The 22038-nt window shown below is 60.6% G+C and carries 22 protein-coding genes; 17 read left to right on the top strand and 5 right to left on the bottom strand.

Annotated features, from left to right (window positions below):
• Nucleotides 1–30: 30 nt before the first annotated feature.
• Nucleotides 31–711: a DUF2161 domain-containing phosphodiesterase gene (locus ACIQUH_RS10340; RefSeq protein WP_400814476.1), complete on the top strand. Its 681-nt coding sequence runs from the start codon at nt 31–33 to the stop codon at nt 709–711.
• A gap of 202 nt (nt 712–913) precedes the next feature.
• On the opposite strand, the gene ACIQUH_RS10335 is transcribed toward ACIQUH_RS10340, so the two are convergent.
• On the bottom strand, nt 914–1648 hold the full coding sequence (locus tag ACIQUH_RS10335) for an alpha/beta fold hydrolase (protein WP_400814474.1): 735 nt from the start codon (nt 1646–1648) through the stop codon (nt 914–916).
• 136 nt (nt 1649–1784) lie between these two features.
• On the opposite strand from ACIQUH_RS10335, the gene ACIQUH_RS10330 reads away from it, so the two are divergent.
• Complete coding sequence (locus ACIQUH_RS10330) at nt 1785–2678, top strand: LysR family transcriptional regulator (protein WP_400814472.1); 894 nt, start codon at nt 1785–1787, stop codon at nt 2676–2678.
• A 295-nt stretch (nt 2679–2973) separates the two neighbouring features.
• Here the strand turns inward: ACIQUH_RS10330 and ACIQUH_RS10325 are convergent, their stop codons facing one another.
• Nucleotides 2974–3612 (bottom strand): nucleotidyltransferase domain-containing protein, encoded by a 639-nt coding sequence (locus ACIQUH_RS10325; RefSeq protein ID WP_400814659.1) that lies wholly within the window; start codon nt 3610–3612, stop codon nt 2974–2976.
• A 54-nt stretch (nt 3613–3666) separates the two neighbouring features.
• Nucleotides 3667–5073 (bottom strand): PLP-dependent aminotransferase family protein, encoded by a 1407-nt coding sequence (locus tag ACIQUH_RS10320; RefSeq protein ID WP_400814470.1) that lies wholly within the window; start codon nt 5071–5073, stop codon nt 3667–3669.
• Nucleotides 5074–5223: 150 nt separating this feature from the next.
• On the opposite strand from ACIQUH_RS10320, the gene ACIQUH_RS10315 reads away from it, so the two are divergent.
• Nucleotides 5224–6069 carry a PhzF family phenazine biosynthesis protein gene (locus tag ACIQUH_RS10315; protein WP_400814468.1) on the top strand — a complete coding sequence of 282 codons (846 nt, stop codon included), beginning with the start codon at nt 5224–5226 and terminating at the stop codon, nt 6067–6069.
• 27 nt (nt 6070–6096) lie between these two features.
• Complete coding sequence (locus ACIQUH_RS10310; protein ID WP_400814466.1) at nt 6097–6693, top strand: NUDIX domain-containing protein; 597 nt, start codon at nt 6097–6099, stop codon at nt 6691–6693.
• Between the two features lie 55 nt (nt 6694–6748).
• Here ACIQUH_RS10310 and ACIQUH_RS10305 read toward each other — a convergent pair whose 3' ends face one another.
• Nucleotides 6749–7636 carry a LysR family transcriptional regulator gene (locus ACIQUH_RS10305; RefSeq protein WP_400814464.1) on the bottom strand — a complete coding sequence of 296 codons (888 nt, stop codon included), beginning with the start codon at nt 7634–7636 and terminating at the stop codon, nt 6749–6751.
• A 127-nt stretch (nt 7637–7763) separates the two neighbouring features.
• Between ACIQUH_RS10305 and ACIQUH_RS10300 the strand changes: the two genes are divergently transcribed.
• Nucleotides 7764–8117, top strand: coding sequence for an antibiotic biosynthesis monooxygenase (locus tag ACIQUH_RS10300; protein ID WP_400814462.1), 354 nt, complete (start codon nt 7764–7766; stop codon nt 8115–8117).
• A 34-nt stretch (nt 8118–8151) separates the two neighbouring features.
• Here ACIQUH_RS10300 and ACIQUH_RS10295 read toward each other — a convergent pair whose 3' ends face one another.
• On the bottom strand, nt 8152–9072 hold the full coding sequence (locus ACIQUH_RS10295; protein ID WP_400814460.1) for a LysR family transcriptional regulator: 921 nt from the start codon (nt 9070–9072) through the stop codon (nt 8152–8154).
• A 156-nt stretch (nt 9073–9228) separates the two neighbouring features.
• On the opposite strand from ACIQUH_RS10295, the gene ACIQUH_RS10290 reads away from it, so the two are divergent.
• From ACIQUH_RS10290 to ACIQUH_RS10235, 12 genes are all read left to right on the top strand, one after another.
• The gene (locus ACIQUH_RS10290) at nt 9229–9888 is read left to right on the top strand and encodes a hydrolase (protein WP_400814458.1); all 660 of its coding nucleotides are present in this window, start codon (nt 9229–9231) and stop codon (nt 9886–9888) included.
• 237 nt (nt 9889–10125) lie between these two features.
• Nucleotides 10126–11034 carry a LysR family transcriptional regulator gene (locus ACIQUH_RS10285; RefSeq protein WP_400814455.1) on the top strand — a complete coding sequence of 303 codons (909 nt, stop codon included), beginning with the start codon at nt 10126–10128 and terminating at the stop codon, nt 11032–11034.
• A 147-nt stretch (nt 11035–11181) separates the two neighbouring features.
• Nucleotides 11182–11964, top strand: coding sequence for a carbon-nitrogen hydrolase family protein (locus ACIQUH_RS10280; RefSeq protein ID WP_400814657.1), 783 nt, complete (start codon nt 11182–11184; stop codon nt 11962–11964).
• A 15-nt stretch (nt 11965–11979) separates the two neighbouring features.
• Nucleotides 11980–12645, top strand: coding sequence for an RraA family protein (locus ACIQUH_RS10275; RefSeq protein WP_003521976.1), 666 nt, complete (start codon nt 11980–11982; stop codon nt 12643–12645).
• 62 nt (nt 12646–12707) lie between these two features.
• A complete protein-coding gene (locus ACIQUH_RS10270; RefSeq protein WP_400814453.1) occupies nt 12708–13748 on the top strand; it encodes an ABC transporter substrate-binding protein in 1041 nt (346 codons plus the stop codon).
• A gap of 273 nt (nt 13749–14021) precedes the next feature.
• A complete protein-coding gene (locus ACIQUH_RS10265) occupies nt 14022–15095 on the top strand; it encodes an ABC transporter ATP-binding protein (RefSeq protein WP_400814451.1) in 1074 nt (357 codons plus the stop codon).
• The gene (locus ACIQUH_RS10260; RefSeq protein WP_400814449.1) at nt 15092–15970 is read left to right on the top strand and encodes an ABC transporter permease; all 879 of its coding nucleotides are present in this window, start codon (nt 15092–15094) and stop codon (nt 15968–15970) included. The genes ACIQUH_RS10265 and ACIQUH_RS10260 overlap by 4 nt, the downstream gene beginning before the upstream one ends.
• Before the next feature lie 13 nt (nt 15971–15983).
• On the top strand, nt 15984–16778 hold the full coding sequence (locus ACIQUH_RS10255) for an ABC transporter permease (RefSeq protein ID WP_400814447.1): 795 nt from the start codon (nt 15984–15986) through the stop codon (nt 16776–16778).
• Between the two features lie 181 nt (nt 16779–16959).
• The gene (locus ACIQUH_RS10250; RefSeq protein WP_400814444.1) at nt 16960–18357 is read left to right on the top strand and encodes an NAD(P)/FAD-dependent oxidoreductase; all 1398 of its coding nucleotides are present in this window, start codon (nt 16960–16962) and stop codon (nt 18355–18357) included.
• Nucleotides 18354–19619: an FAD-dependent oxidoreductase gene (locus tag ACIQUH_RS10245; RefSeq protein WP_400814441.1), complete on the top strand. Its 1266-nt coding sequence runs from the start codon at nt 18354–18356 to the stop codon at nt 19617–19619. The genes ACIQUH_RS10250 and ACIQUH_RS10245 overlap by 4 nt, the downstream gene beginning before the upstream one ends.
• Nucleotides 19619–21064, top strand: a complete 1446-nt coding sequence (locus ACIQUH_RS10240) for an FGGY family carbohydrate kinase (protein ID WP_400814438.1) — start codon at nt 19619–19621, stop codon at nt 21062–21064. Before ACIQUH_RS10245 ends, ACIQUH_RS10240 begins: the two co-directional genes overlap by 1 nt.
• Nucleotides 21065–21207: 143 nt before the next feature.
• A complete protein-coding gene (locus tag ACIQUH_RS10235; protein WP_400814435.1) occupies nt 21208–22023 on the top strand; it encodes a DUF2189 domain-containing protein in 816 nt (271 codons plus the stop codon).
• Nucleotides 22024–22038 lie beyond the last annotated feature (15 nt).

Genomic DNA, 22038 nt, shown 5'->3' with positions numbered 1-22038 from the left:
GGACGGATATTCATTTGAACCTGCAGGCACATGGAAACATCGCTTTATCTGCCCATCAAAGGCTTTCTTGAAAAGGCGGGATACACCGTCAAAGGCGAAGTTGGCGGTTGCGACCTCGTTGGCCTGAGCGACGGCGATCCGCCGGTTGTCGTGATTTGCGAACTGAAACTGAGTTTCAATCTGGAACTCATCTTGCAGGCCGTCGATCGCGCGGCTATCGCCGATGAAGTCTGGATCGCGGCTCGGGTCTCGGCCAAGGGTAAAGGCCGCGAGGCCGACAGGCGTTACCGCGATCTTTGCCGCAGGCTCGGGATCGGCATGCTCGGTATCGCCGATACCGGCGAGGTCAGCATGATCGTTGGTTCGATATCGCCGATGCCGCGAACCAATCCGAAACGGCGGTCGCGGCTCATGCGTGAACACCTGAAGCGTCGCGGCGATCCGACAGCAGGCGGGAGCACACGGGCGCCGATCATGACCGCGTACCGCCAGCAGGCGCTTGGCTGTGCCTTGGCGCTGGCATCGGGGCCGATGCACGTGCGACAGGTCAGGTCCAGCATACCGGATGCCGGGAAGATCCTGCTTGCGAATGTTTATGGCTGGTTCGAACGGCTCGATCGAGGGGTCTACGGCCTGACCGAGGCCGGACGTGAGGCACTGCAGCGATGGCCGCAGCAGGACATGCCGGCAACAACCGCTCTTCCCGGCTGATTTATTGAGCAATAGAATGCGCGTCGCGGTCACGGCTTTGCGCTGATATGCGAGGAGCGCAACAATGGCATTGTGCCCGTCAGGGGCTCGGCCCCTTCCATCAGGGTGTCGTCGAGCCGATTGAGCGCTCGATTGCGCCGGCAATTCTGCCGGGTACAAACAAAGCCTGCACCGTTTCCGGGCAGGCTTTGAGTACTGCACTTCATTTGGCGACGTTGGCAATCGCCTCGAAGATGACCTCCGCGACTTCCGTCGTGCGGGATATGTGCGGAGCGTGCCCGGCTTGCAGAGTAGTCACGTTTGCGGAAATCTTCTGTGCCATTGCGGTCTGAAGTTCTGGCTGGATCATGCGATCCTGCTCGCACACCACGTACCAGGAAGGCTTCGTGGTCCAAGCGGCGACGGACACCTTGCCGTCGAAATTCCCGGCGTGGGTCGGATGCTGCGTGGCGAATATCACCTCGGTTTGTTCAAGCGCGACGTCTTGGGCAAGGTGCTGTTGCACCCCTTCCAGGGTCAGGGTCAGGAAGCCATCCTTGTCTGCCTGCACGTGGTTGAAGCCGGAAGGGGGCGGATAGTCTTTGGCCGTTTCGTTGACCGACATGCCTTCGGAGAGTGCGAAGGCCGCCACATAAACGAGTGCTTTCACATTGTCGTTCTGACCGGCTTCGGTGATCACGGCTCCGCCATATGACCAGCCGACAAGCACGACCGAGCCTTGCAGTTTGTCAAGCGCGCGCCGAGTGGTCGCAATGTCGTCTGCCAGGGAGGTCAGCGGGTTCTGAACGGCTACGACATTCACACCTTTTGCCTGAAGCAGGGAGATGAGCCGGCTCCAGCTTGATCCGTCGGCCCATGCTCCGTGCACAAGGACGACGGTTGGTTGCTGCGCGCCGGAGCGGGTGGCGGCGCTTGTTGTATCAGGGGCAGTCTGCATGGTCTTATGCCTTTTCTTCTAGGTGATGCTGACTTTGTGAGACGCCGGATGAGGACAGCGTCAGGCATATTGTAATCATGAAACATAATGGATAATATAACTATATAATTTCAATAATTGAAACGGATCATTTTTAATGGACAGGCTTGCTGCTATGAAAGTCTTCGTAAAGGCTGTTGAAGCTGGGTCCATCTCTTCGGCAGCGCAGGAACTGGGGATGTCGTCGCAACTGGCCGGAAAGCAGATACGCGCCTTGGAGGACGGATTGGGCGTGAAGTTGCTGACCCGGACGACGCGCCGGCAAAGCCTTACCGACAGTGGGCAAGTGTTTTACGAGCGGGCGAAAAACATTCTTGCGGAAATGGATTTGGCGGAAGCGCTGATGGCGGAGACGCGGTCGGAGCCCCGGGGAAGGATTCGCATCAGCGCTCCCGTCACCTTTGGCTGTCACGCGCTTGCACCGGAACTTTCAGAATATCTCAGGCGGCACCCGGAGGTATCGGTGGATATCAACCTCACCAACCGAAATGTAGATCTGGTCGAGGAGGGTTTCGATGTGATCTTTCGTGCAGGTGATCTTCCCGACAGCAGTCTTATCGCGAAGCGGCTTGCGCCCTATCGCCTCGTTCTTTGTGCTGCGCCTGCCTATATGGCCTTCGCGAGCCGCCTTCAGACCCCGCAGGACCTGACCGAGCATGAATGCCTGATCTTTTCGCATTCGTCGCTTCGCACCCATTGGTCCTTCATTGGGCCGGAAGGGCCCGTGACGGTTGCAATCACAGGCCGCTTTTGCGCCAATAGCGGCGAAGCGCTGCGCGCTGCGGCGCTCTCCGGCATGGGGGTCCTTTTTCAGCCATACGAGCTTGTTGCCAATGAACTGTCGGCAGGAAAGCTGGTCCGCCTCCTTCCTGACTATGAACCGCCGCCGCGTGCCTTACATGCACTTTATGCGTCGGATCGACAGATGACGCCCAAGCTTCGGAGTTTTCTGGATTTCACGATTGAGAAATTTGGTGAGGGAAAGCGGTGAGGCGTCGCGATTGGAACCCTCCTCATCCTGCTTCCCGACGGGGAAATGTCGGTATCATTCGCGGTCGGTCAGCTTGAGATGTTTGCTGACGGAGACGGCCATGCCGCGCCGGCTGACGCCAAGCTTCGCGTAGATATTCTTCAGGTGGAATCTCACGGTCGCTTTTTTGCCGCCCCGGCGGCATCAGCGGCGCTCATGCGGCGGTCTTCATAAACATCGATCAGGCTGTCGATATGGTCGAGGACGCTGCGGTCGACGGCGGCAGGTGCGGCAGCGGACCATTCGCCGTTTTCTTTCAGAATATCGAGCCGTCCGTGCCCGGCTGCCGCATTGCATGTGCCCAATCGTGACCCGGGTGGAGGCGGTCGAGGCAGTCTCGCAGCCAAAGGCGTTCCGAAAGAGGTAGCTTTGGCTGGGCTCTTGCGAAATCGTCCTCGTCCTTGGGGCGCCTGTGCTTCGCTTTGAACAGAAGCACGGCGGAGGGATTGAGATAAGGAATGCCGTCTGCGGTCAGCGACACCATTTCGATCCGCGGCCGCGTCATTTCCGGATTTCGCTTGTAAACCCAGGTGTCATTCGTTCCCGGCTCGATCATCATATCGGCACGCCAGCACCCGGCAGGGCGATCGAAGCACCATATCTGGAAAATCTCGGGAGCCGGATGCTGATCCGCCGGCAGCGGTTCGATAAGGCCATCGTTGACGGTATAGAACTCCATGTCACCCAGTTTCCGGCGAAAGATAGCGAAATCTTCACGCAGGATCGTGAATTCGAGATCGTCATGCTCGCGTGTCTTGCTCCCCTGCCAAAGATCGAGCGCCCAGCCGCCGACAACGCACCATGGCCGCGATACGCCGTTAAGTCGCCGGGAGAGTTCGGCAGGGCTCCAGGGGTTCCAAGCATTCTGGTCCGGCACAGGCGGGTGATCACTCATCATATACGGTCGCTTCCATGCAGTTTTCTTATTGTCGTTTATTTGCCGATGGCCTCAGGGCCAACGTTTCAGCAGCCCCGCCAGAAGCGTCAGCGCCTCCGTGAGATCATCGAATGACGGGCCGCCGAGGCAGAGCCGAATACCGCTCGCCTGATCGTCGGGGTTCACCAGCATGGATTCCGGAGGGGTCAGCTTGATGCGCATCGCCGCAGCGGCGAATGCGAAACGATGGGCGTCGTCGCGTTCCATCGGCAGCCAGACGTTGTACGCATCGGGATGCGAGCCAAGCCGGTTCGTGCCGAGCAGCGAAACGGCCAGGCTGGAGCGCCGCCTCGCCTCGTGGCGTAAATCCCGCTGGATTGACGAGATGATGCCGGAGATCAGCCAATCCTCAACCACCGCGCAGGAGAGTGCGGATGGGGCCATCGGCATGTCCTGCAGAAGGTCTTCGGCGGTGTCGTGTAGCCCGGCCGGCAATGCAAGCACGCCGATCTGCAAGCCGGGGCCAAGGGACTTGGAGAGCCCGTTCACATGAAACGAGATGTCAGGAGCCAATGAGGCGAGCGGCGGCAAGGCCTCGGCCGATGCCGCATAAACACCGTCCTCGATGATCCATACGCCCGCCCGGCGGCAGATATCCGCAATGGCCTGCCGCCGCGCCGCGCCCATGGTGACGGTTGTCGGATTGTGCAGCGTCGGCGTCAGATAGACTGCTGTGCCGTCACGCGAGGTCGTGCTGGCGAGCGCTGTGGCAAGCGCCTCCGGCACCATGCCTTCGGCATCGATTTCAACACCCTGCATCCGGTATCCGTTACGCCGGGCCAGTGCGATCGCACCGGGATAGGTAATGCGTTCGGTCAGGAGCAGGCCCATTGGGCCGCAGGCGAGATCGAAAGCCAGGGCCAGCGCCTGACGGGCGCCGCTCGTCAGCGCCAGATGTGACGGATCGACGGTCAGACCCAGCGTTTCGAGCCAGCGGGCCAGAAGGCGGCGGTGTTCCAGATGTCCGGCGGGTGGAGCATAAAGATTGATGTGATCCGCATCGATCCTGCGCGCGATCCCCGTTAGCGTCTTCGCCAGAATGCGGGCGTTGAGCATGGCCGGTGGCGCATTGGAGGAGAGGTCGAACTGCCGATCCCTGTGCGCCTCCTGCAGCGCCACGAATGTTCCCCGGCCCTTGACGCTGCGTGTCAGCCCGCGCCGTTCGAGAACGGAATAGGCTTTTGTCACGGTGCCAAGGCCCACCCCCAGTTTCCACGCGAGATCGCGATGGGCGGGCAGGCGGTCGCCGCCTGTCAGCCGCCCCTCGATGATGTCGTCGGCAAGAGCAAGCACCAGCCGTTCTGCGGCATTCGCCTCAATGTCTGCAAGACGGGGAGTCCACGGGGATTGCAGCAGCACGCTCGCACCTTCGGTAAAAGTGTCACGATACACTATTTCAATAAACAGTAAGTGTAACATAGGCTATGACGAGGCTGATTGAAATCCACACTTTACGGCGGGCGGGCGGCCATCGGTATTTGCCGCCGCGGGGCTGAAATCGCCTCTCTGGCAGCATTGACAGGCCGCCCGTCCCCATTGCCAATCGATCCTAACCGAAAGAACCGTGTCATGACCTTTGATATCCATATGATTGATGTATTCGGCTCCGGGCCGCTTTCCGGCAATCCGCTGGCGGTCGTCAGCGGTGCCGATGTTTTATCGACGGATGAAATGCAGCGATTGACGCGATGGTTCAACCTTTCCGAAACCACCTTTCTGCTGCGACCCACCCACCCACAGGCCGATTACCGGGTCAGGATATTCTCGCTGGACAGGGAGTTGCCCTTTGCCGGACATCCCACACTGGGCAGTTGCCATGCCTGGCTCTGCGCCAATGGCATGCCCAGGAATGAAGCCGCCATTGTTCAGGAATGCGGCGCGGGGCTCGTCACGATCCGGCGCTCGCATGGACGGCTTTCCTTTGCCGCTCCGCCGCTGATCCGTTCCGGCGCACCGACGCCGGCCGAACTGGAAGAGGCGCGACAACTCCTGGGGATCGAGGCTAGCGACATCATCGATGCCGCCTGGGTCGACAATGGCCCCGGCTGGCTGGGACTCAGGCTGGCATCGGCCGAAAAGGTGCTTGGCATCAAGCCGGCCCGCAGTTGGTCCCGCCACATCGATATCGGTGTGGTTGGCCCTCACGCGGAAGGCGGAGAAACCGCATTTGAAGTTCGCGCCTTCTTCAGCGATCATCTGGGCGTCATCGTCGAAGATCCCGTTACCGGAAGCCTCAACGCGTCTTTGGCGCAATGGTTGTTCGCGACGGGCGTGGCTGGTGAGGACTATGTCGCGGCGCAGGGGACGAGCCTTGGCCGCCGGGGCCGCATTTACCTGACGCGCGATGATGCCGGCCAGATATGGGTTGGCGGCGAAACGCGCACGCATGTCGAAGGCCGGTTGCACGGCCTTTGAAAAGACAGATGAAAACGAGGTGATTTGATGAATGGCAGTGTGTACCGCCCTATTTCCGAACGCGTATTGGCAGATGACTGGGGGCGGCTGACCAAGTATGAGTATGAACTCAGGCTAAGGGACGGAAGCTGGCAACGGCAGACCCGGGAAGCATATGATCGCGGCAACGGTGCGACATGCCTGCTTTACAATCCGGCAAGCGACACTGTCCTGCTGACCCGTCAGTTCCGGTTGCCGGTGCTTTTGAATGGCGGTCTGGAATCGTTGATCGAGACACCGGCGGGGCTGCTGGAGGGTGCTGACCCGGCAACGCGGATGCGTGCGGAATTGATGGAGGAAACCGGTTATGAGGTTTCCGAACTTACGCATCTGTTCGATATCTATATGAGCCCCGGATCGGTCACGGAATATCTGGCCTTTTTCTACGGCGAATATGCCGAGAAACATAAGGTCGGGGCAGGTGGTGGTTCAGCGGACGAGGGCGAAGACATCGACGTGCTGGAAATCGCCTTGCCCGAGGCGATGCGGATGATCGGCCACGGCGATATTCGCGATGCCAAGACGATCATTCTGCTCCAGCATCTTGCCATCCGGCTTTTGCAGGAAAAGGTCGCGGCACGCTGATCCTGACCTCCGTATATTGTCGATCCGGTGCCGGTCACCCTTACTGTCGGTGTAATTACCGGGCGAAAAGATTGGCGGCCATGTAGTCCACAAATGCTCTGACTTTTGGAGAAAGATATCGATTGGTCGGCCAGAGGACACGGAAGGTGCCTGTGTCTGCCATATAGTCGTCCAGCAATGATACCAGTTTCCCCTGAGCGATTTCGGAGGCCACGGCGAATGAGGGCAGGCATGTTATCCCGAATGATCGTTCCGCAAGATAGATCAGGGGTTCCAGCGTGCTCGCAACGGTGGCGACCGGCAGATCGATCCTGATTTCCCGCCCTTCGCGAACCAGTGGCCAAGGCTCGAGCTTTCCGGAATTGGCGAAGCGATGGTGGAGACAGCGGTGCCGGACAAGATCTTCCGGAATCTCCGGGCGTCCATGGGCCTCGAGGTAGTCAGGCGCGGCCACGATGCTGTGTCTGAACGTGCCGAGCTTGCGGCTCATCAGCCGTGTGTCCCTGATCTCTCCCGTTCGGATGACGGCGTCGAATCCCTCCTCGATGACATCAACCAGACGATCGGTAAAATCGAGGTCGAGGCTGATTTCGGGATATGCCTCCATGAAGGCGGATATCGTCGGCATCAGAAGCATGCCTGCCAGCGGAAGGCTCACGCGAAGCTGCCCGCGCGGGACCGCCTGCGATCTCGACAGCTGTGCCTGGACGGTCTCATATTCGGACTGGATGCGCCGGCAGGTATCAAGGAAGAAACTTCCGTCCTCGGTCAGGGCCATGCTGCGGGTTGAGCGATTGAACAGCCTTACGCCCAGCTCCTCCTCCAGACGTGCAATGGCTTTCCCAACGGCGGATCCGGAGATGCCGAGACGATGTCCGGCGGCCACGAAACTTCCCGCTTCTGCCACCTGAATGAATATGCCGAGGGTTCCGAGCTTGTCCATGATTCCGCAATTAAAGAATTTTTGTCCGGTATGTTGAGAATAGAAGCTCATTTATCCGGTATTTTTCCTCCGATATCTAGAGGTCGTCGCGGCTGAAATGGCCCGGCGCTTCAAAAGGAGATAATTCATGGAAACGAAACCTATCGCCGCTTTTGCGGGCTCTCCCGCCCCCACGACATTCGTTGTCAACGTCATTCATGCCCATCCGGGAAAGCAGGACGAAGCCTTCGCCATCATTCAGGATGTCGTCCACTATGTTTCTGAACGAAAGGAAGGGTTCCTCTGGAGCAGCCTCGCGAAAAGCACGGACGGGCAGACTGTCGTCAATGTCGAGGCCATTCAGGGAACCGGCAATGTCGACGAGTTCTTTTCCGATCCGCAATTCGTCGAAAAATTCCGGAAACTGGACACCGTCTCCAAGAGCGAGTTTCACACATATACGGTCGCGGATCTGGTTCTTCCAAAGCCAGTGGCTGTGTGACAGATAGCGCGGCCCGGTTCTGAAAATGTGCCGGTCAGGTAACGGCCGGGGGGCTTCCCCCGGCATTGGAGCGGAATGCCCTCGCCGGGCCATGGTCGAAGCACTCGATCAGCATTTCGGTCAGCACCCGGATCTTTCTTGAAGGATGCTGCCCGGGCGGTCTGACGACGAATATTCCCGCCGGCGGCGGGGGGTGGCGTTTCATGACCTGCACCAGCTTGCCTGAGTCCAGATAATCCTTGATCAGGTCTTCAGGCAGCACGGCGATGCCCAATCCGGCCGCTGCTGCGACGGCGAGGGCGGCGCCGTTATCGGCCTTGAAGCGGCCCTGTGGGCGAACGGTTACCACCTTGTCTCCATCCATTATCTGCCAGCTTTCCGTTCCCTGCATGAGAGCCTGATGGGTTACGAGTTCCTCCGGTGTTTCGGGAGAACCATGAACCTCGATATAGTCGGGGCTGGCGACGAAAATTCCGTAGAGGGGGCCGACGCGTCTGGCGACAAGGTTGGAGTCTGGAAGGTTGCCAACCCGGATTGCGCAATCATATCCTTCTGCGATCAGATCCACGAAACGATCAGTGTAACAGGTCTGGATCTGGAGTTGAGGATAACGGCGCGCCATCTGCGCAATCACCAGCGCGAAATGCGTAGGGCCGAAAGAGAGCGGCGCAGCAATCCGCAGGCGGCCGCGGAGTTCGCCAGCCGGAAGAACGGTATCCCTCGCCGCATCGATTTCGGCTGAAATCCTAGCCGCATAGTCCCGGAAGGTTGCGCCCGCCTCTGTCAGGGAAGCGCCGCGTGTGGATCGGGCCAGAAGCTGGACACCAAGCTCCGCTTCCAGCCGCACAAGCCGCCGGCTGACCACCGACTTGGAGATGCCAAGCCGCAATGCGGCCGGGGTGACGCCTCCCGCATCGGCAACTTCGACGAATGTCCTGATATCTTCGATATCCACTCAGCGTTCCCCATTCTGCGACACAGCTTGGCAGGGACAAGGACTACCGCATCATAAACAGCAATGACAAGTTTCGTCCCGCGGCACCGCCCCAGACGGGTCGCATGTCCTTTTGCGCAAGCGCGCTTCAATAAACAGCCAACACAGGATGAACCCATGACCTTCCGTAACGGCCTCGATTCACTTCTCCGCCCTGAAGATTCCGTCCTCGTTCTGATCGATCATCAGCCCTATCAGCTCGCAAACCTCAACAGCCACGATCCGCAGGCTGTGGTCAACCTCACGACCGCGCTGGCGAAGCTGGCAAAAGCCTTCAATGTTCCGACCGTTCTCACCAGCGTGATCGCGGCGCGCGGCGGACTTCTCTTCAAGCAGATCACCGACGTGTTCCCCGGCCAGGAAGTCATCGATCGCACCTGGGTGAACACCTGGCAGGACGAGAATGTGGTCAACGTCGTCAAGGCGACCGGCCGTAAGCAGCTGATCATTGCCGGCCTGTGGACCGAGGTCTGCGTCGCAATGCCGGTCATCCAGGCCGCCGGCGAAGGCTGGGACGTGACCGTGATCACCGATGCATCGGGCGGAATTTCGAAGGAGTCTCATGAGGTTGCCATCCAGCGCATGATCGCGGCCGGCGCGAATGTGATGACGGTGATGGCACTCGCCGGCGAATGGCAGCGCGATTGGGCGCGCACCGAGCACGTCGAGGAACTGACCGAAATTCTCATCCAGCATTTCGGCGGCAGCGGCATCGCCTATCTCTGGGAGCAGCAGCTTCTCAATACGCCGGTACCAACCGAACCGGGCGGGCACTAAAATCAATCAGGGATGGCGGGCGTCTGTTGGCTCCCGTCATCCCGCCGCCTCAAGGCTATTCTTCCGCTCTGCAAACGACGCCGGCGCAATCCCGTGAGAAAGGGAGGTGCGGGCTTTGATCGCTTGCCTATGGGCGCGCGCATCGGACATACTGCCCCTGAACCACAAAGGCCAAGGGCAAGACGAAGCCAGAGACTCAGGGCTGGATCGCGAAGCCGTGCGAGAAGATGTCACCTCATGAATACGCGATTTCTCGAAACTTTCCTCTGGGCTGCCCGATTGAGCAGCTTTTCGGCAGCCGCGGAACGTTTGCACACGACCCAGGCGTCGGTCTCCAACCGCATCGCCGCCCTCGAGCGTGAGTTGGGTGTGGTGCTGTTCACCCGCGATGTGCGCTGCGTCAACCTGACGCCTGCCGGTCGTCTGGCACTGCAACATGCCGAAAAGATCGTCAACCTCACCGGCGAGTTCCGGCAGATCGTCAGTAACCGGGAGGCGCTGAGGGGCACGGTGCGCATCGGTGCAGCCGATACGATCGTTTATGCCTGGCTGCCGCTTCTCATCCGCCGCATGAACGAGCAATATCCCGGTGTCAGCCTCGATCTGACCATCGATACCAGCCTGAAACTCTCCCAGCGCATCCAGAACGGCGAGGTGGATGTCGGTTTCATCATGGGGCCGATCATGGCCGCGGATATTTACAACTCGCCGCTCTGCACCTTCGAATCCTGTTGGGTCGGCGCGGTTGAGTTGCCGCTGCCGGAAACCGGCGTCACTCTGGAAGATATCGCGCATTTTCCGCTGCTTACCTTCTCGACCGGGTCGCAGCCGCACCAGGCATTGCGCGCGCTTCTCGATTCCCACGGCTTGTCCGATAGCCGCATCTATAATTCCAATTCGCTGTCGATCATGACACGTCTTGTGGCCACGGCCGTTGGCGTGGGGGCGCTGCCGCGCGTTTTGGTGGACGGCATCATCAAATCGGGCGAAGCGCGCATTCTCGACATCACGCCGCCGGTGCCGCCCCTCACTTTCCACACGGTTTATCAGGAGCGTGGCGACAACGCGATTGCCCGCGCCATCGCCGACATGGCGACGGAAATCGTCAGTGAAACCACCACGCAATGGATGACCGTTGCAGCTTAATTTTTATGCTGCATCGCAAAATGATTAATCTATAAGCTTATCTTATGGGTTTCGATAGAGTTTTTCCGTTTGTCAGGAAAACAGTTCCCGTCCTTAATTCTCCTCGCAACATGAGAGGAGAGCAACGTGAAAGTCTCACTTGTTCAAATGAATACCCAGAACGACAAGGCGGAAAATCTTAAGATTGCTGCCGATTTAATTGAGAAGGCAGTCAAGTCGGATAATCCTGATCTTGTCGTTCTTCCGGAATACTTCGCATTTCTTGGAGATAATCCTCAGGAAATGCATGAGAGCGGGGAGGAATTCCCCGGCGGCGAGATTTATACGCTGCTTTCGGATCTGGCCAGAAAGCACGCGATCACGCTGCATGCCGGCTCCATCGTCGAGAAGGAAGGCAACCGCTTCTATAATTCGACGCTCGTTTTTGGTCCTGATGGCAAGCAGATTGCCCGGTACCGCAAGATTCACCTGTTCGACGTCGATACGCCGAACGGCATCAGCTACCGCGAATCCGATTCCGTTGCCCGCGGCGAAGAGGTCGTGACCTACAAGGTTGGCGACAAGACGGTCGGTTGCGGCATCTGCTACGATATCCGCTTTCCGGAACTGTTTCGCGCCCTGCGGGACAAGGGTGCAGACGTCATCGTTCTGCCGGCCGCCTTTACGCTGATGACAGGCAAGGACCACTGGGAAGTGCTGGCTCGCGCCCGCGCCGTCGAAACCCAGACCTATTTCCTCGCTGTCGGCCAGATCGGCACCCATGCGGGCGGCAAGAAGGCCTGCTGGGGTCATTCGATGGTCATCGACCCCTGGGGCCACATCGTCGCGCAATGCTCCGACAGTGTCGGAACTGCGGGGGCCGCCCTCGACTTCGACTATTCGGCCAAGGTGCGTGCCAACGTGCCGGTGGCGAACCACCATGTTCTCTGATCGGAGAAAGACCTGATGTTTATCGTCAACCCCATGCCGGAACAGATCGGCGCCGACATCATCGAGCTTCTAGAAAAGGTCGAAGTCGCAACGATCGGTCACGTGCTTCATTCCGGCTTCGTCGATCCTGAAATCCGGGCCGTCCTTCCGGGCAAGCGCGTGGCGGGCACCGCCGTCACCCTGCGCATTCCGAACGCGGATTCGACCATGCTTCATTACCTGACGCAGCTCGTGCGTCCGGGCGATATCGTCCTCATCGACCGTTGCGGTGATACCCGCCACGCCTGCTGGGGCGGCGTCATCACCAACACCATGAAAATGGCCGGTGTGAAAGCCGGTGTCGTCGATGGTCCGGCGACCGATTTTTCGGAGTTCACCAAGGTCGACATGCCCATGTGGTGCCGCGGCCCGTCGCCGATCACCACCAAGATCCTTGGTCTGGAAGGCGCGATCAACGTTCCGATCAGCGTCGGCGGCCAGATGATCAATCCGGGCGATGCGATCCTGTGCGATGAAAGCGGTGTTGTCGCCCTTCATCCGAGCCAGGCCCGCGCCATGGCGGAACGGGCCATCGGCATGCAGGAAGCCGAGATCGTGCTTCTGGAACGCCTGCGCAACGGCGAGAAGCTGCCGGACATTTCCGGCGCCAACAAATTCGTCCAGGCCAAGCTGAGCGCCTGACACGATCTTACGGGTGGCGGATCCGTTCGCCACTCCCAATAACAATAGAGGAGAACAGGACAATGAAGAAATCAGTACTTCTGAGTGGGATTCTCATGCTTGGCGCGGCCGCCCTGCCGGCGCAGGCCCAGCAGACCGTGACGTTCCTCGGCTATAGCGGCCTTTTCCAGGAGCGTTACACCAAGGCCGTCATCGAGCCTTTCATGGCCGCCAACCCTGATATCAAGGTCGACTATTTTCCGCAGCAGGGTTCTGCCGCCATGCTTGGCTCGCTGCGCGCCCAGAAGGCTGCTCCGCAATCCGATATCGCGCTGATGGACGTCTCCGTCGCCAAGACCGGCACGGATGAAGGCCTGTTCGACAGGATCGATGAAAGCGTGACCAAGAATGTCGCCGACCTCTATCCGAACGCCCGCTTCGAGGGTGTCGCCGGTGTTGGCGTGACCTTCGACAACCTCGTCCTCATCTATAACACCGATGCGATCAAGACCGCGCCGGACAGCTGGAACGCCCTGAAGGACAGCGCCTTCAAGGGCAAGATCGCCATGCTGAGCGCCCCTGACATCGTCGGTATCGGCACGACCATCATCATGGACCACATGAATGGCGGCACCGACTTCATCAAGAATATCGATGCCGGCATCAATGCGATGGCGGACGTTGCGCCGAACGTCCAGACCTGGGAGCCGAAGCCGGAAGTCTATCCGACTGTCGTGAACGGTCAGGTTTCGCTGGGCGTGGGCTGGAATGCCCGCAGCCAGGTGAATGCCGATGGTTCCAAAGGCAAGATGAAGGTCGTTCTTCCGAAGGAAGGCACGATCCTCCAGATCAACACGCTCAATCTCGTCAAGGGTGGCCCGTCGTCCGAGGCGGCCCGCAAATTCATTGATTATGCGCTGAGCCCTGAAGCCCAGGCCGCCTTCACCGCCGCCATGTATTATGCGCCGACCAATGCGAAGGCCACGGTGGCTCCCGATGTCAGCGATCGCACTGTCGTCAAGGCGATGGACAAGGTCATCCCGGTCGACTGGATCGGCCTTTCCAAGGTCCGCGACCAGATCACGCAGGACTGGCGCCGCAAGGTCATCCCGCTCAGCCGCTGAGGTGTCCGTTCAGGGAGTGAAAATGACAGGGCTTCCGCATCACCCTCATCGGCTGCGGAAGCAGCAAAACAAACCTCTCGGCTCATTCCCTCTGTCGGCGCTCGTGCCGGCAGAGGGGTGGATCGACACGGACAAGCATTCCGAATGGCCTGACGAAAGCGCCGCGAATTTCCGCCGCGACTGTGTGATCAAGGGACAGGGCATGTTCGCGACCCCACGGGTCTGACATGTTCTGGAGAAAGGCAAAAAGCCAGAATGGGAACTTCAGACATCATGCAGCCAGGATTCCTCTCGATTCGTTCACTGACCAAGCGCTACGAGACCATGGTCGCCGTGGATAATCTCAATCTCGAGATACCAAAGGGCGAACTGGTTGCTTTCCTCGGTCCATCCGGCTGTGGCAAGTCGACGTCGTTGCGCATGATTGCAGGCCTTGCTCCCGTGACGTCAGGCTCGATCCTGATCGATGGCAAGGACGTGACGCAGCTTGCGCCCTACAAGCGCGACATCGGGCTTGTTTTCCAGAGCTACGCGCTCTTCCCGCACATGACGGTCCTCAAGAACGTCATGTTCGGCCTTGAAATGCGCAAGGTGCCGGCAGCCGAAGCGGAACGGCGTGCGCGCGAAGCAATTGCCATGGTGCGTCTGGAGGGACGCGAGGACCGCCGCCCCGCCCAGCTTTCCGGCGGCCAGCAGCAGCGTGTCGCACTGGCGCGCGCGCTCGTCATTCAGCCCTCCATCCTTTTGTTCGATGAACCCCTTTCCAATCTCGACGCCAAGCTGCGCGACGAGATGCGCTCTGAAATCCGCCGTATCCAGAAGCAGCTCGGCATCACGTCCATCTTCGTCACGCATGATCAGGTCGAGGCGCTCAGCATGTGCGACAAGGTCGCCGTGCTCAATGGCGGGCGGCTGGAACAGCTCGGCACGCCGCACGATCTCTACGAGCGCCCGGCCACGGCTTTCGTCGCCTCCTTCGTCGGCCGCACCAACAGGCTGGTCGGAAACGCGGCCGGCGATCGCATCACGGTTGGCGATGCGGTCCTGCGGGCACCCGGCTCGCACAATGGCAAGATCGACCTGATGGTACGGCCGCATCGCATGGCCATGACGGTTGCCGGCGACACCGTGTCGGATTTCGATGGCGCGCCCGTCAATCGCATCGCCGGCGAGGTTCGTGACGTCTATTATGCAGGCGATATCCTCCACTACGAGATCGCCGCGGGTGGCCAGACATTGTCGGTGGAGCGTGCGACATCCGGCGGTGAAACGCCGGTGGCGGCGGGCAGCGCGGTCAGTCTCGTCTGGCGCGTGGAAGACACGCTGGTCTTCGGAGCAAACCAATGACGGCGGCTGTCATGATCACGGCTCCCGGCAGCCGCACGTCCTCCATGGTGTTTCTCGCCACGCTTCTTCTCGGGCCGATCATCGCGGTCAATGGCCTTGCCTTCGTGATGCCCGTCTTCAACCTGCTCTTGCTTTCCTTTCGCGAAAGCCTCGGCGGCGGCGGTCTCGGAGAAGCCCATACGCTCGACAACTGGTCGTCCACGCTGACCGACGGTTTTTATATCGAATTGATCGGCCAGAGCATCCTGACCAGTCTCCTGATCACCGTTCTGACGCTCATCGCCTCCTATCCCATCGCGCTTTACCTGCACCGGGCGCAGGGTCGTTGGAAGACGCTGCTGCTGGTGCTGGTCATTTCGCCACTGCTCACCTCGGCGGTGGTGCGAACCTATGGCTGGATCGCGATCCTTGCCGATGACGGCCTGATCAACAACATTCTCTTTGCATTCGGTGCTGAAAGCGGCGTGCGGCTGCTGTTCAACAAGGTCGGCGTTGTCATCGGCCTCACCGAAATCCTGATGCCCTATATGATCCTCGCGCTCCTTGCCGGTTTCGGCAGGCTCGACCCACGGGTGGAGGAAGCGGCCGAAACACTCGGCGCATCGCCCTGGAAGGTGTTCTGGCGGATCATCGTGCCGCTCACCATGCCCGGCGTCGCGCTCGGTTGCCTGCTCTCCTTCGTTCTGGCGGTCAGTTCGTTCATCACCCCCAAGCTGCTCGGCGGCGGACGCGTCTTTCTTCTGGCGACGGAAATCTACGATCAGGCGATCGTTACGCTCAACTGGCCACTCGCCGCGACGCTGTCGATGATCATCCTCGTGATTTTCGGTGCTGCCCTGGTGCTCTATTCCCGGCTTTTGCGGGCCATTCTTTAAAAGGAGATCGAAGATGGAAGAACGTCCCGCCCCGCTGGCGCTGAAAATCGTCGCCTTCATCATGTTCCTTTTCCTGCTGGCGCCCGTGGTTCTCGTCGTGCCGATCTCGTTTTCGGCCGACAGCTACATGACCTTCCCGCCCTCCGGCTGGAGCCTGCGCTGGTATGTCGATCTCATGCATAATTCGAAGATGATGGGCGCGCTGGGCACCAGCACCCTTCTCGCCGTCATCGTCACCGTGCTGTCCATGCTGATCGCGCTGCCGGCCTCCTATGCCATCGTCCGCATGCGGGTGATCGGCGCGGATGCGCTTCTCGCCTTCTTCACCGCGCCGCTGCTTCTGCCCACCATCGTTCTCGGTCTCGCGATCCTGATCGTCTTTGCCGGCGCCGGCCTGCTCGGCACCTTCACCGGCCTGGTGATCGCCCATCTCATCATCGTGCTGCCCTATGCGCTGCGTGTCCTCACCACGTCGCTTGCCGGCCTGCCGCTGATCTTCGAGGAGGCCGCCTCCACGCTCGGGGCATCGCCGCTCACTATTTTCCGGCGCGTCACCATGCCGATGATCGCGCCGGGTGTCGTGGCGACGGCGGCGCTTTCCTTTCTCGTATCGTTCGATGAAGCGGTGATTTCGCTGTTCCTCACCGGCCCGCGCATCACCACGCTCCCGGTCGCCATGTATCAGCATGTGGAAACGCAGGCGGATCCGCTCGTTGCGGCCATTTCCGTTCTTCTGATCGTGCTCACCCTTGCCGTCGTCCTTATCGTCGACCGCACGGCGGGCCTGACCAAGACTTTCGTAAAATAAAGGCGGGCAGGGCGGCGCAGCCGGAGATCGTCAGCGTGAGCCTGGCAAATCCAGAGTTGTGCCCGCCCGCCTGACGGAAACAGCGCGAATTTCACTTCCGTTTATGAACGCCGCTGCTGCATCGGCGCGATCCGTCGCGCTTGTTGATTTCGCTTTGAACGACGAAAGCAAAGGGAAGCCCATGGCTCAGACCCCCTCCACGGAATTTGATGTCGCCGTCATCGGCGCCGGCGTCGTCGGTTGCGCGGTCGCCCGCCGTTTCGCACTGGCCGGTGCGAAGGTGGTGGTTATTGAAAAAGGCCCCGATATTCTCTCCGGAGCCTCCAAGGCCAACAGCGCCATCCTCCATACCGGTTTCGATGCGCCGGAAGGCAGTCTGGAGCTGGAACTGGTGAAGGCGGGCCGGGAGGAATATCTCTCCATTCATGGGCAGATGGGCCTCAGCCTTGTCGAAACCGGCGCGCTGGTCTGCGCCTGGAACCCGGACGAGGCGGAAAAACTGCAGGCGATCGCCGATCAGGGGCGGCGCAACGGCATTGCCGGGCTTGGGCTCCTCACGGCGGGGCAAGCCCGTGAAACCATGCCGGGCCTGTCCGAACGCCTTGTCGCCGCGCTTGACGTCCCGGGTGAACATATCATCGATCCGTGGTCCGCACCGCTGGGTTATCTCACGCAGGCGGTGGCGCTGGGCGCAAAGCTGGTGCGCAACGCAGAAGTCCTGTCCGGTGCCTTCGACGGCGTTTGGCAGATCGAGACGACGGCGGGTGCCATCCTTGCCGCGAGCGTTGTCAATGCCGCCGGGCTGTTCGGCGATATCGTCGATGTCCGTCTCGGGCTTCCGCCCGATTTCGCCATCAAGCCCCGCAAGGGGCAGTTCGTCGTGCTGGACAAGGCTGCCCGCCGGCATGTGCCGCGTATCGTCCTGCCCGTTCCCACCGAAATCACCAAGGGCATCGTGGTGTGCCCGACCGCCTTCGGCAATGTTATCGTTGGCCCGACGGCGGAAGAGCAGGACGACCGCGAGCGTGCGACGGTCGAGACGGCGACGCTGGAAGCGCTGCTGAAACGCGGCGCGGAGATCGTTCCGGCGCTGGCCTCCGTTTCGGTAACCGCCGTCTATGCCGGTCTGCGCCCGGCGTCTGAAAAGAAGCACTACCGGATTTCCGCCCGGCCGGACCGCCGGGCGATCACGCTCGGCGGCATTCGCTCCACGGGCCTCAGCGCCGCACTTGGTCTGGCGCAATATGCGCTGAGACTTCATGAAGGTTTCGGCACCGGTTTTGCCCCGCCGCCCCCTGTCCCCGAGGTGACGATGCCCAACCTGACCGAAACCTGTGAGCGGGACTGGCAGCGTGCCGATCACGGCGAAATCGTCTGTCATTGCGAACTCGTCACCCGACGTGAGATCGAGGCGGCCTTTGCAAGCCCGGTGCCGCCGGGCGATTTCGGCGGGCTGCGTCGGCGCACCCGCGCCGGCATGGGGCGCTGTCAGGGCTTTTATTGCAACGCCCGGCTGGCTGCCATGACCGGGGACCGTCTGGCAACCCCGCTTGCCGTTCAGGAGGGAGCGGACCGATGAGCACAGCTGCGGAACCGTTTCGGCGAGAGCATCAAAACGTTGAGAACGCAGATGTCATCGTGATCGGCGGTGGTCCGGCGGGCCTGGCGGCGGCGCTGGAGCTGAAAGCGCGCGGCGTCGCCCGTGTGATGATCCTCGACCGTGAGCCGGCCCTTGGCGGCGCGATCCGGCATTGCCTGCACTCGCCCTTCGGCATGCGTGAATTCGGACGTGTCTATTTCGGGCCAGCCTATGCACAACGCCTGCAACGGCAGGCGCAGGATGCGGGTGTCGACATACGCACCGGTCATTCCGTGGTGGAACTGGGGCAGGATGGCACGCTGCTGGTGACATCGGCGCTCGGCGTCAAGACGTTGAAGGCCCGGCGCATCGTGCTGGCGACCGGTGCGCGGGAAAAACCACGCTCCGTGCGGCTCCTGCCCGGCGACCGGCCGGTGGGTGTCATCACCACCGGTACGCTGCAATCCTATGTCGCCTTTCACGGCATCATGCCCTTTCGCCGCCCGCTTGTCATCGGTTCGGAACTTGTTTCCTTTTCCGCACTTCTGACCTGTCTGACGCATAGTGCCCGGCCGGTGGCGATGATCGAGCCGGAGCCCTATCCGCTGGCGCGGTCGCCCTTTCGATGGTTTCCGCGACTGGTGGGCGTGCCCTTTCATTGCGGCGCGGCAGTCACGGATATTCGCGGGCGCGGCCGGGTCGAGGAGGCTGATATCCGTCTGGCGGATGGCCGCATCCTGACGGTTCAATGCGACGGTATTCTTCTGACCGGAAGGTTCACGCCTGAGGCGGCACTTCTCAACGCATCTCCCATGGATGTCGCGGCAGGCAGTGCCGGGCCGCTGACCGATCAAGACGGACGGATGGCCAATCCGCTCTTCTTTGCCGGTGGAAATGTGTTGCGGGCCGTGGAAACGGGCGGCTGGGCGTTTCGTGAAGGTCGCCGGGTTGGCGCGGCGGTGGCTGACGATCTCGCCCGGGAACCCTGCAACGCCCCGGCGCTGCCTGTCACATTCACCGATCCGCTCAAACTGGTGGTTCCCGCCATATTGCGCCCGGGTGGGCTCGAAAGACCGGCATTTCGCGATTTTCAGCTTCGCTTCACCCGGCGCGTTCAAGGCCGGCTTTCACTCCACCTCGGTGGAACGGAAGTGTGGAGCAAGACCGGCCTGTGGCTTCCTGAACGCCGTGTACTGGTCCCTATTCCCCGCGCTGCCTTTGCAGCCAGCCAGGTTGTTTTTTACTTTCGGGAGACCAATTGATGCGCATTGCGGCGATCGATCAGGGAACGACATCGACCCGGTGCCTTGTGGTGAGCGATGGCGGCGCGGCAGACATTGTCGCCAGCCGGCGTCACGCGCAATTCTACCCGGCTGCCGGCCATGTGGAACATGATCCGGAAGAACTGCTGCGCAATATCCGCGCGGTGCTGGCTGCTGCCGGGCCGGTGGATGCCATCGCCATCGCCAATCAGGGCGAGAGCTGTCTGGCGTGGGATGCCGTGAGCGGCGAGGCGCTGTCGCCGGTCATCGTCTGGCAGGATGCCCGCACCGCCGAAATGCTGGCCGCCCTGCCATTATCGGCAACGGATCGTTCGAAAGAGATTTGCGGGCTACCGCTCGATCCCTATTTTTCGGCCAGCAAACTCGCCTGGCTGGTCAGGCACAATCCGGCCGTGGCACAGGCAAAGGCCGCGGGACGTTTGCGGCTCGGCACCACCGACGCTTTTTTTCTGGACCGGCTGACGGGCTCTTTCCGCACCGACCTTGCAACGGCGTCGCGCACGGGGCTGCTCGACCTTTCAACCGGAGACTGGAGCCCGGAACTCTGCGCGCTTCACGGCGTGCCGATGGATTGCCTGCCCGAAATCGGCCCTGTCGATGGTGGCTTCGGTTCGTTTGAGGGAACGCCCATTCGCGTTTCCATCGTCGATCAGCAGGCAGCGCTTTATGGGCATGGCTGCCGCAAGGCCGGCGATTGCAAGATAACGTTCGGCACCGGGGCCTTTCTGCTGGCCGTTGCCGGTAACGCGCGTCCGTTGACCGGACAGCTTCTGCCGACGATTGGCTGGCATATGCAAGGCGCCGCCGCCGTCTTTGCCATCGAAGGCGGGATCTATGATGCCGGCGCGGCGCTCGAATGGGCGAAAAAGATCGGCCTCTACGCAGACAATGGCGACCTCGACGGTTTCGAGGGGCCATCGGCCATTCGCCGTGGCCTTGTGTTCGTGCCCGCCCTTTCTGGCCTTGCCGCGCCCTATTGGGACAGGCAGGCCGTGCCGCTGTTCATCGGCATGGACCACGCCACCGAGCGGAGTGACATGGTGCGCGCCGTGCTGGAAGGCATTGCCCTGCTGACGGCTCGGCTGATCGAGGCGGCATCGGCTGTCGCTCCCATCGGCGACACCATCTCCATCGATGGCGGCTTGTCGAACAGCCGCTATTTCGCCCGCTTTCTGGCTGCTGCCAGCGGCCGAACCATTTGTGTGCCGGCCATGCGCGAGTTGACGGCGCTCGGTCTGGCGGAACTGTGCGGCGTCGATGTCGCGGCCATGCGAGGCGACGCCGAGATATTCGTCCCCGATGGATCGATCGATGTCGAAGACCATGCCCGTTTCGCGCGCGCCATAGACCGTGCGCGGAGCTGGCAACGATCCAAAACCTCTCAAGGTGCGGTTCTGTCGACCGTGCCGGCAGCGGGCATCTGATTTCTCCAATTTAAAGAACAGGCGACAAAGGCGACAGAATTTGATAAATTACAAAACAGCCGGTTGCGGTTTGACGCATCGATAAGAAGTCACCGAACGTTCCTATACCGCCAGCCGGATCATGGCGCAGGAGGAGAAGTGCTATGACGGCATTCCATGTCATGGCCGGTGCGAGTGGTGAATTTGCCCGCCCGGAAGTCCGCAAGATTGGTATCGCAGATATTGTCGATGCCTTGAGGCTGGGACTTGAAGACTTTAAAGAAAAACCGTCCCACTATGTTTTTCTCTGTCTTATGTATCCGATCGCTGGCGTTTTCCTGGTGATGTGGAGTTCCGGCGCCAATCTGCTGCCGCTGATTTATCCGTTGATGTCGGGTTTTGCGCTGATTGGTCCAATCGCGGCCATCGGGCTCTATGAGATCAGTCGACGACGCGAGCAGGGGTTGGATAGCTCCTGGCGGCACGCGCTGGAGGTTCGTCGCTCTCCGGCCCTGCCATCGATCATCGCGGTTGCCGTCATGCTGTTTGCGCTTTTCGTCGTCTGGTTGATTGTTGCGCAAAGCATCTATGCCAACACTTTCGATGCGACCGGTCCGGTCGCGCTCTCGACCTTTCTGTCGGACGTCTTGACGACCCCGCAAGGTCTCTCCCTCATCATCTGGGGCAATCTGGCCGGTTTCGTTTTCGCGGTCATCGTGCTGGCGACAACGGTGGTGGCGTTCCCGCTGCTGCTCGATCGCGATGTCGGTGCAGTCGCGGCGGTGGATGCGAGCATCCGCGCCACGCTTGCAAATCCGGTTCCGGTGGCGCTTTGGGGGTTGATCGTCGCGGCGCTGCTCGTCATCGGCACAATCCCGGTGTTTGTCGGCCTCGCGGTTATCATGCCTGTCCTTGGACATTCGACCTGGCACCTCTATCGGAAATTGATCGTCTCCGATTATCCGGGCCGTACGCCTTGAATTCATAAAGGAAAT

This window comes from Agrobacterium sp. NPDC090283 (assembly GCF_044769685.1).
Classification (GTDB): Bacteria; Pseudomonadota; Alphaproteobacteria; order Rhizobiales; family Rhizobiaceae; genus Agrobacterium.
The sequence above is the reverse complement of the archived record's forward strand: the minus strand, read 5'-3'. Positions and strand labels throughout refer to the sequence as shown.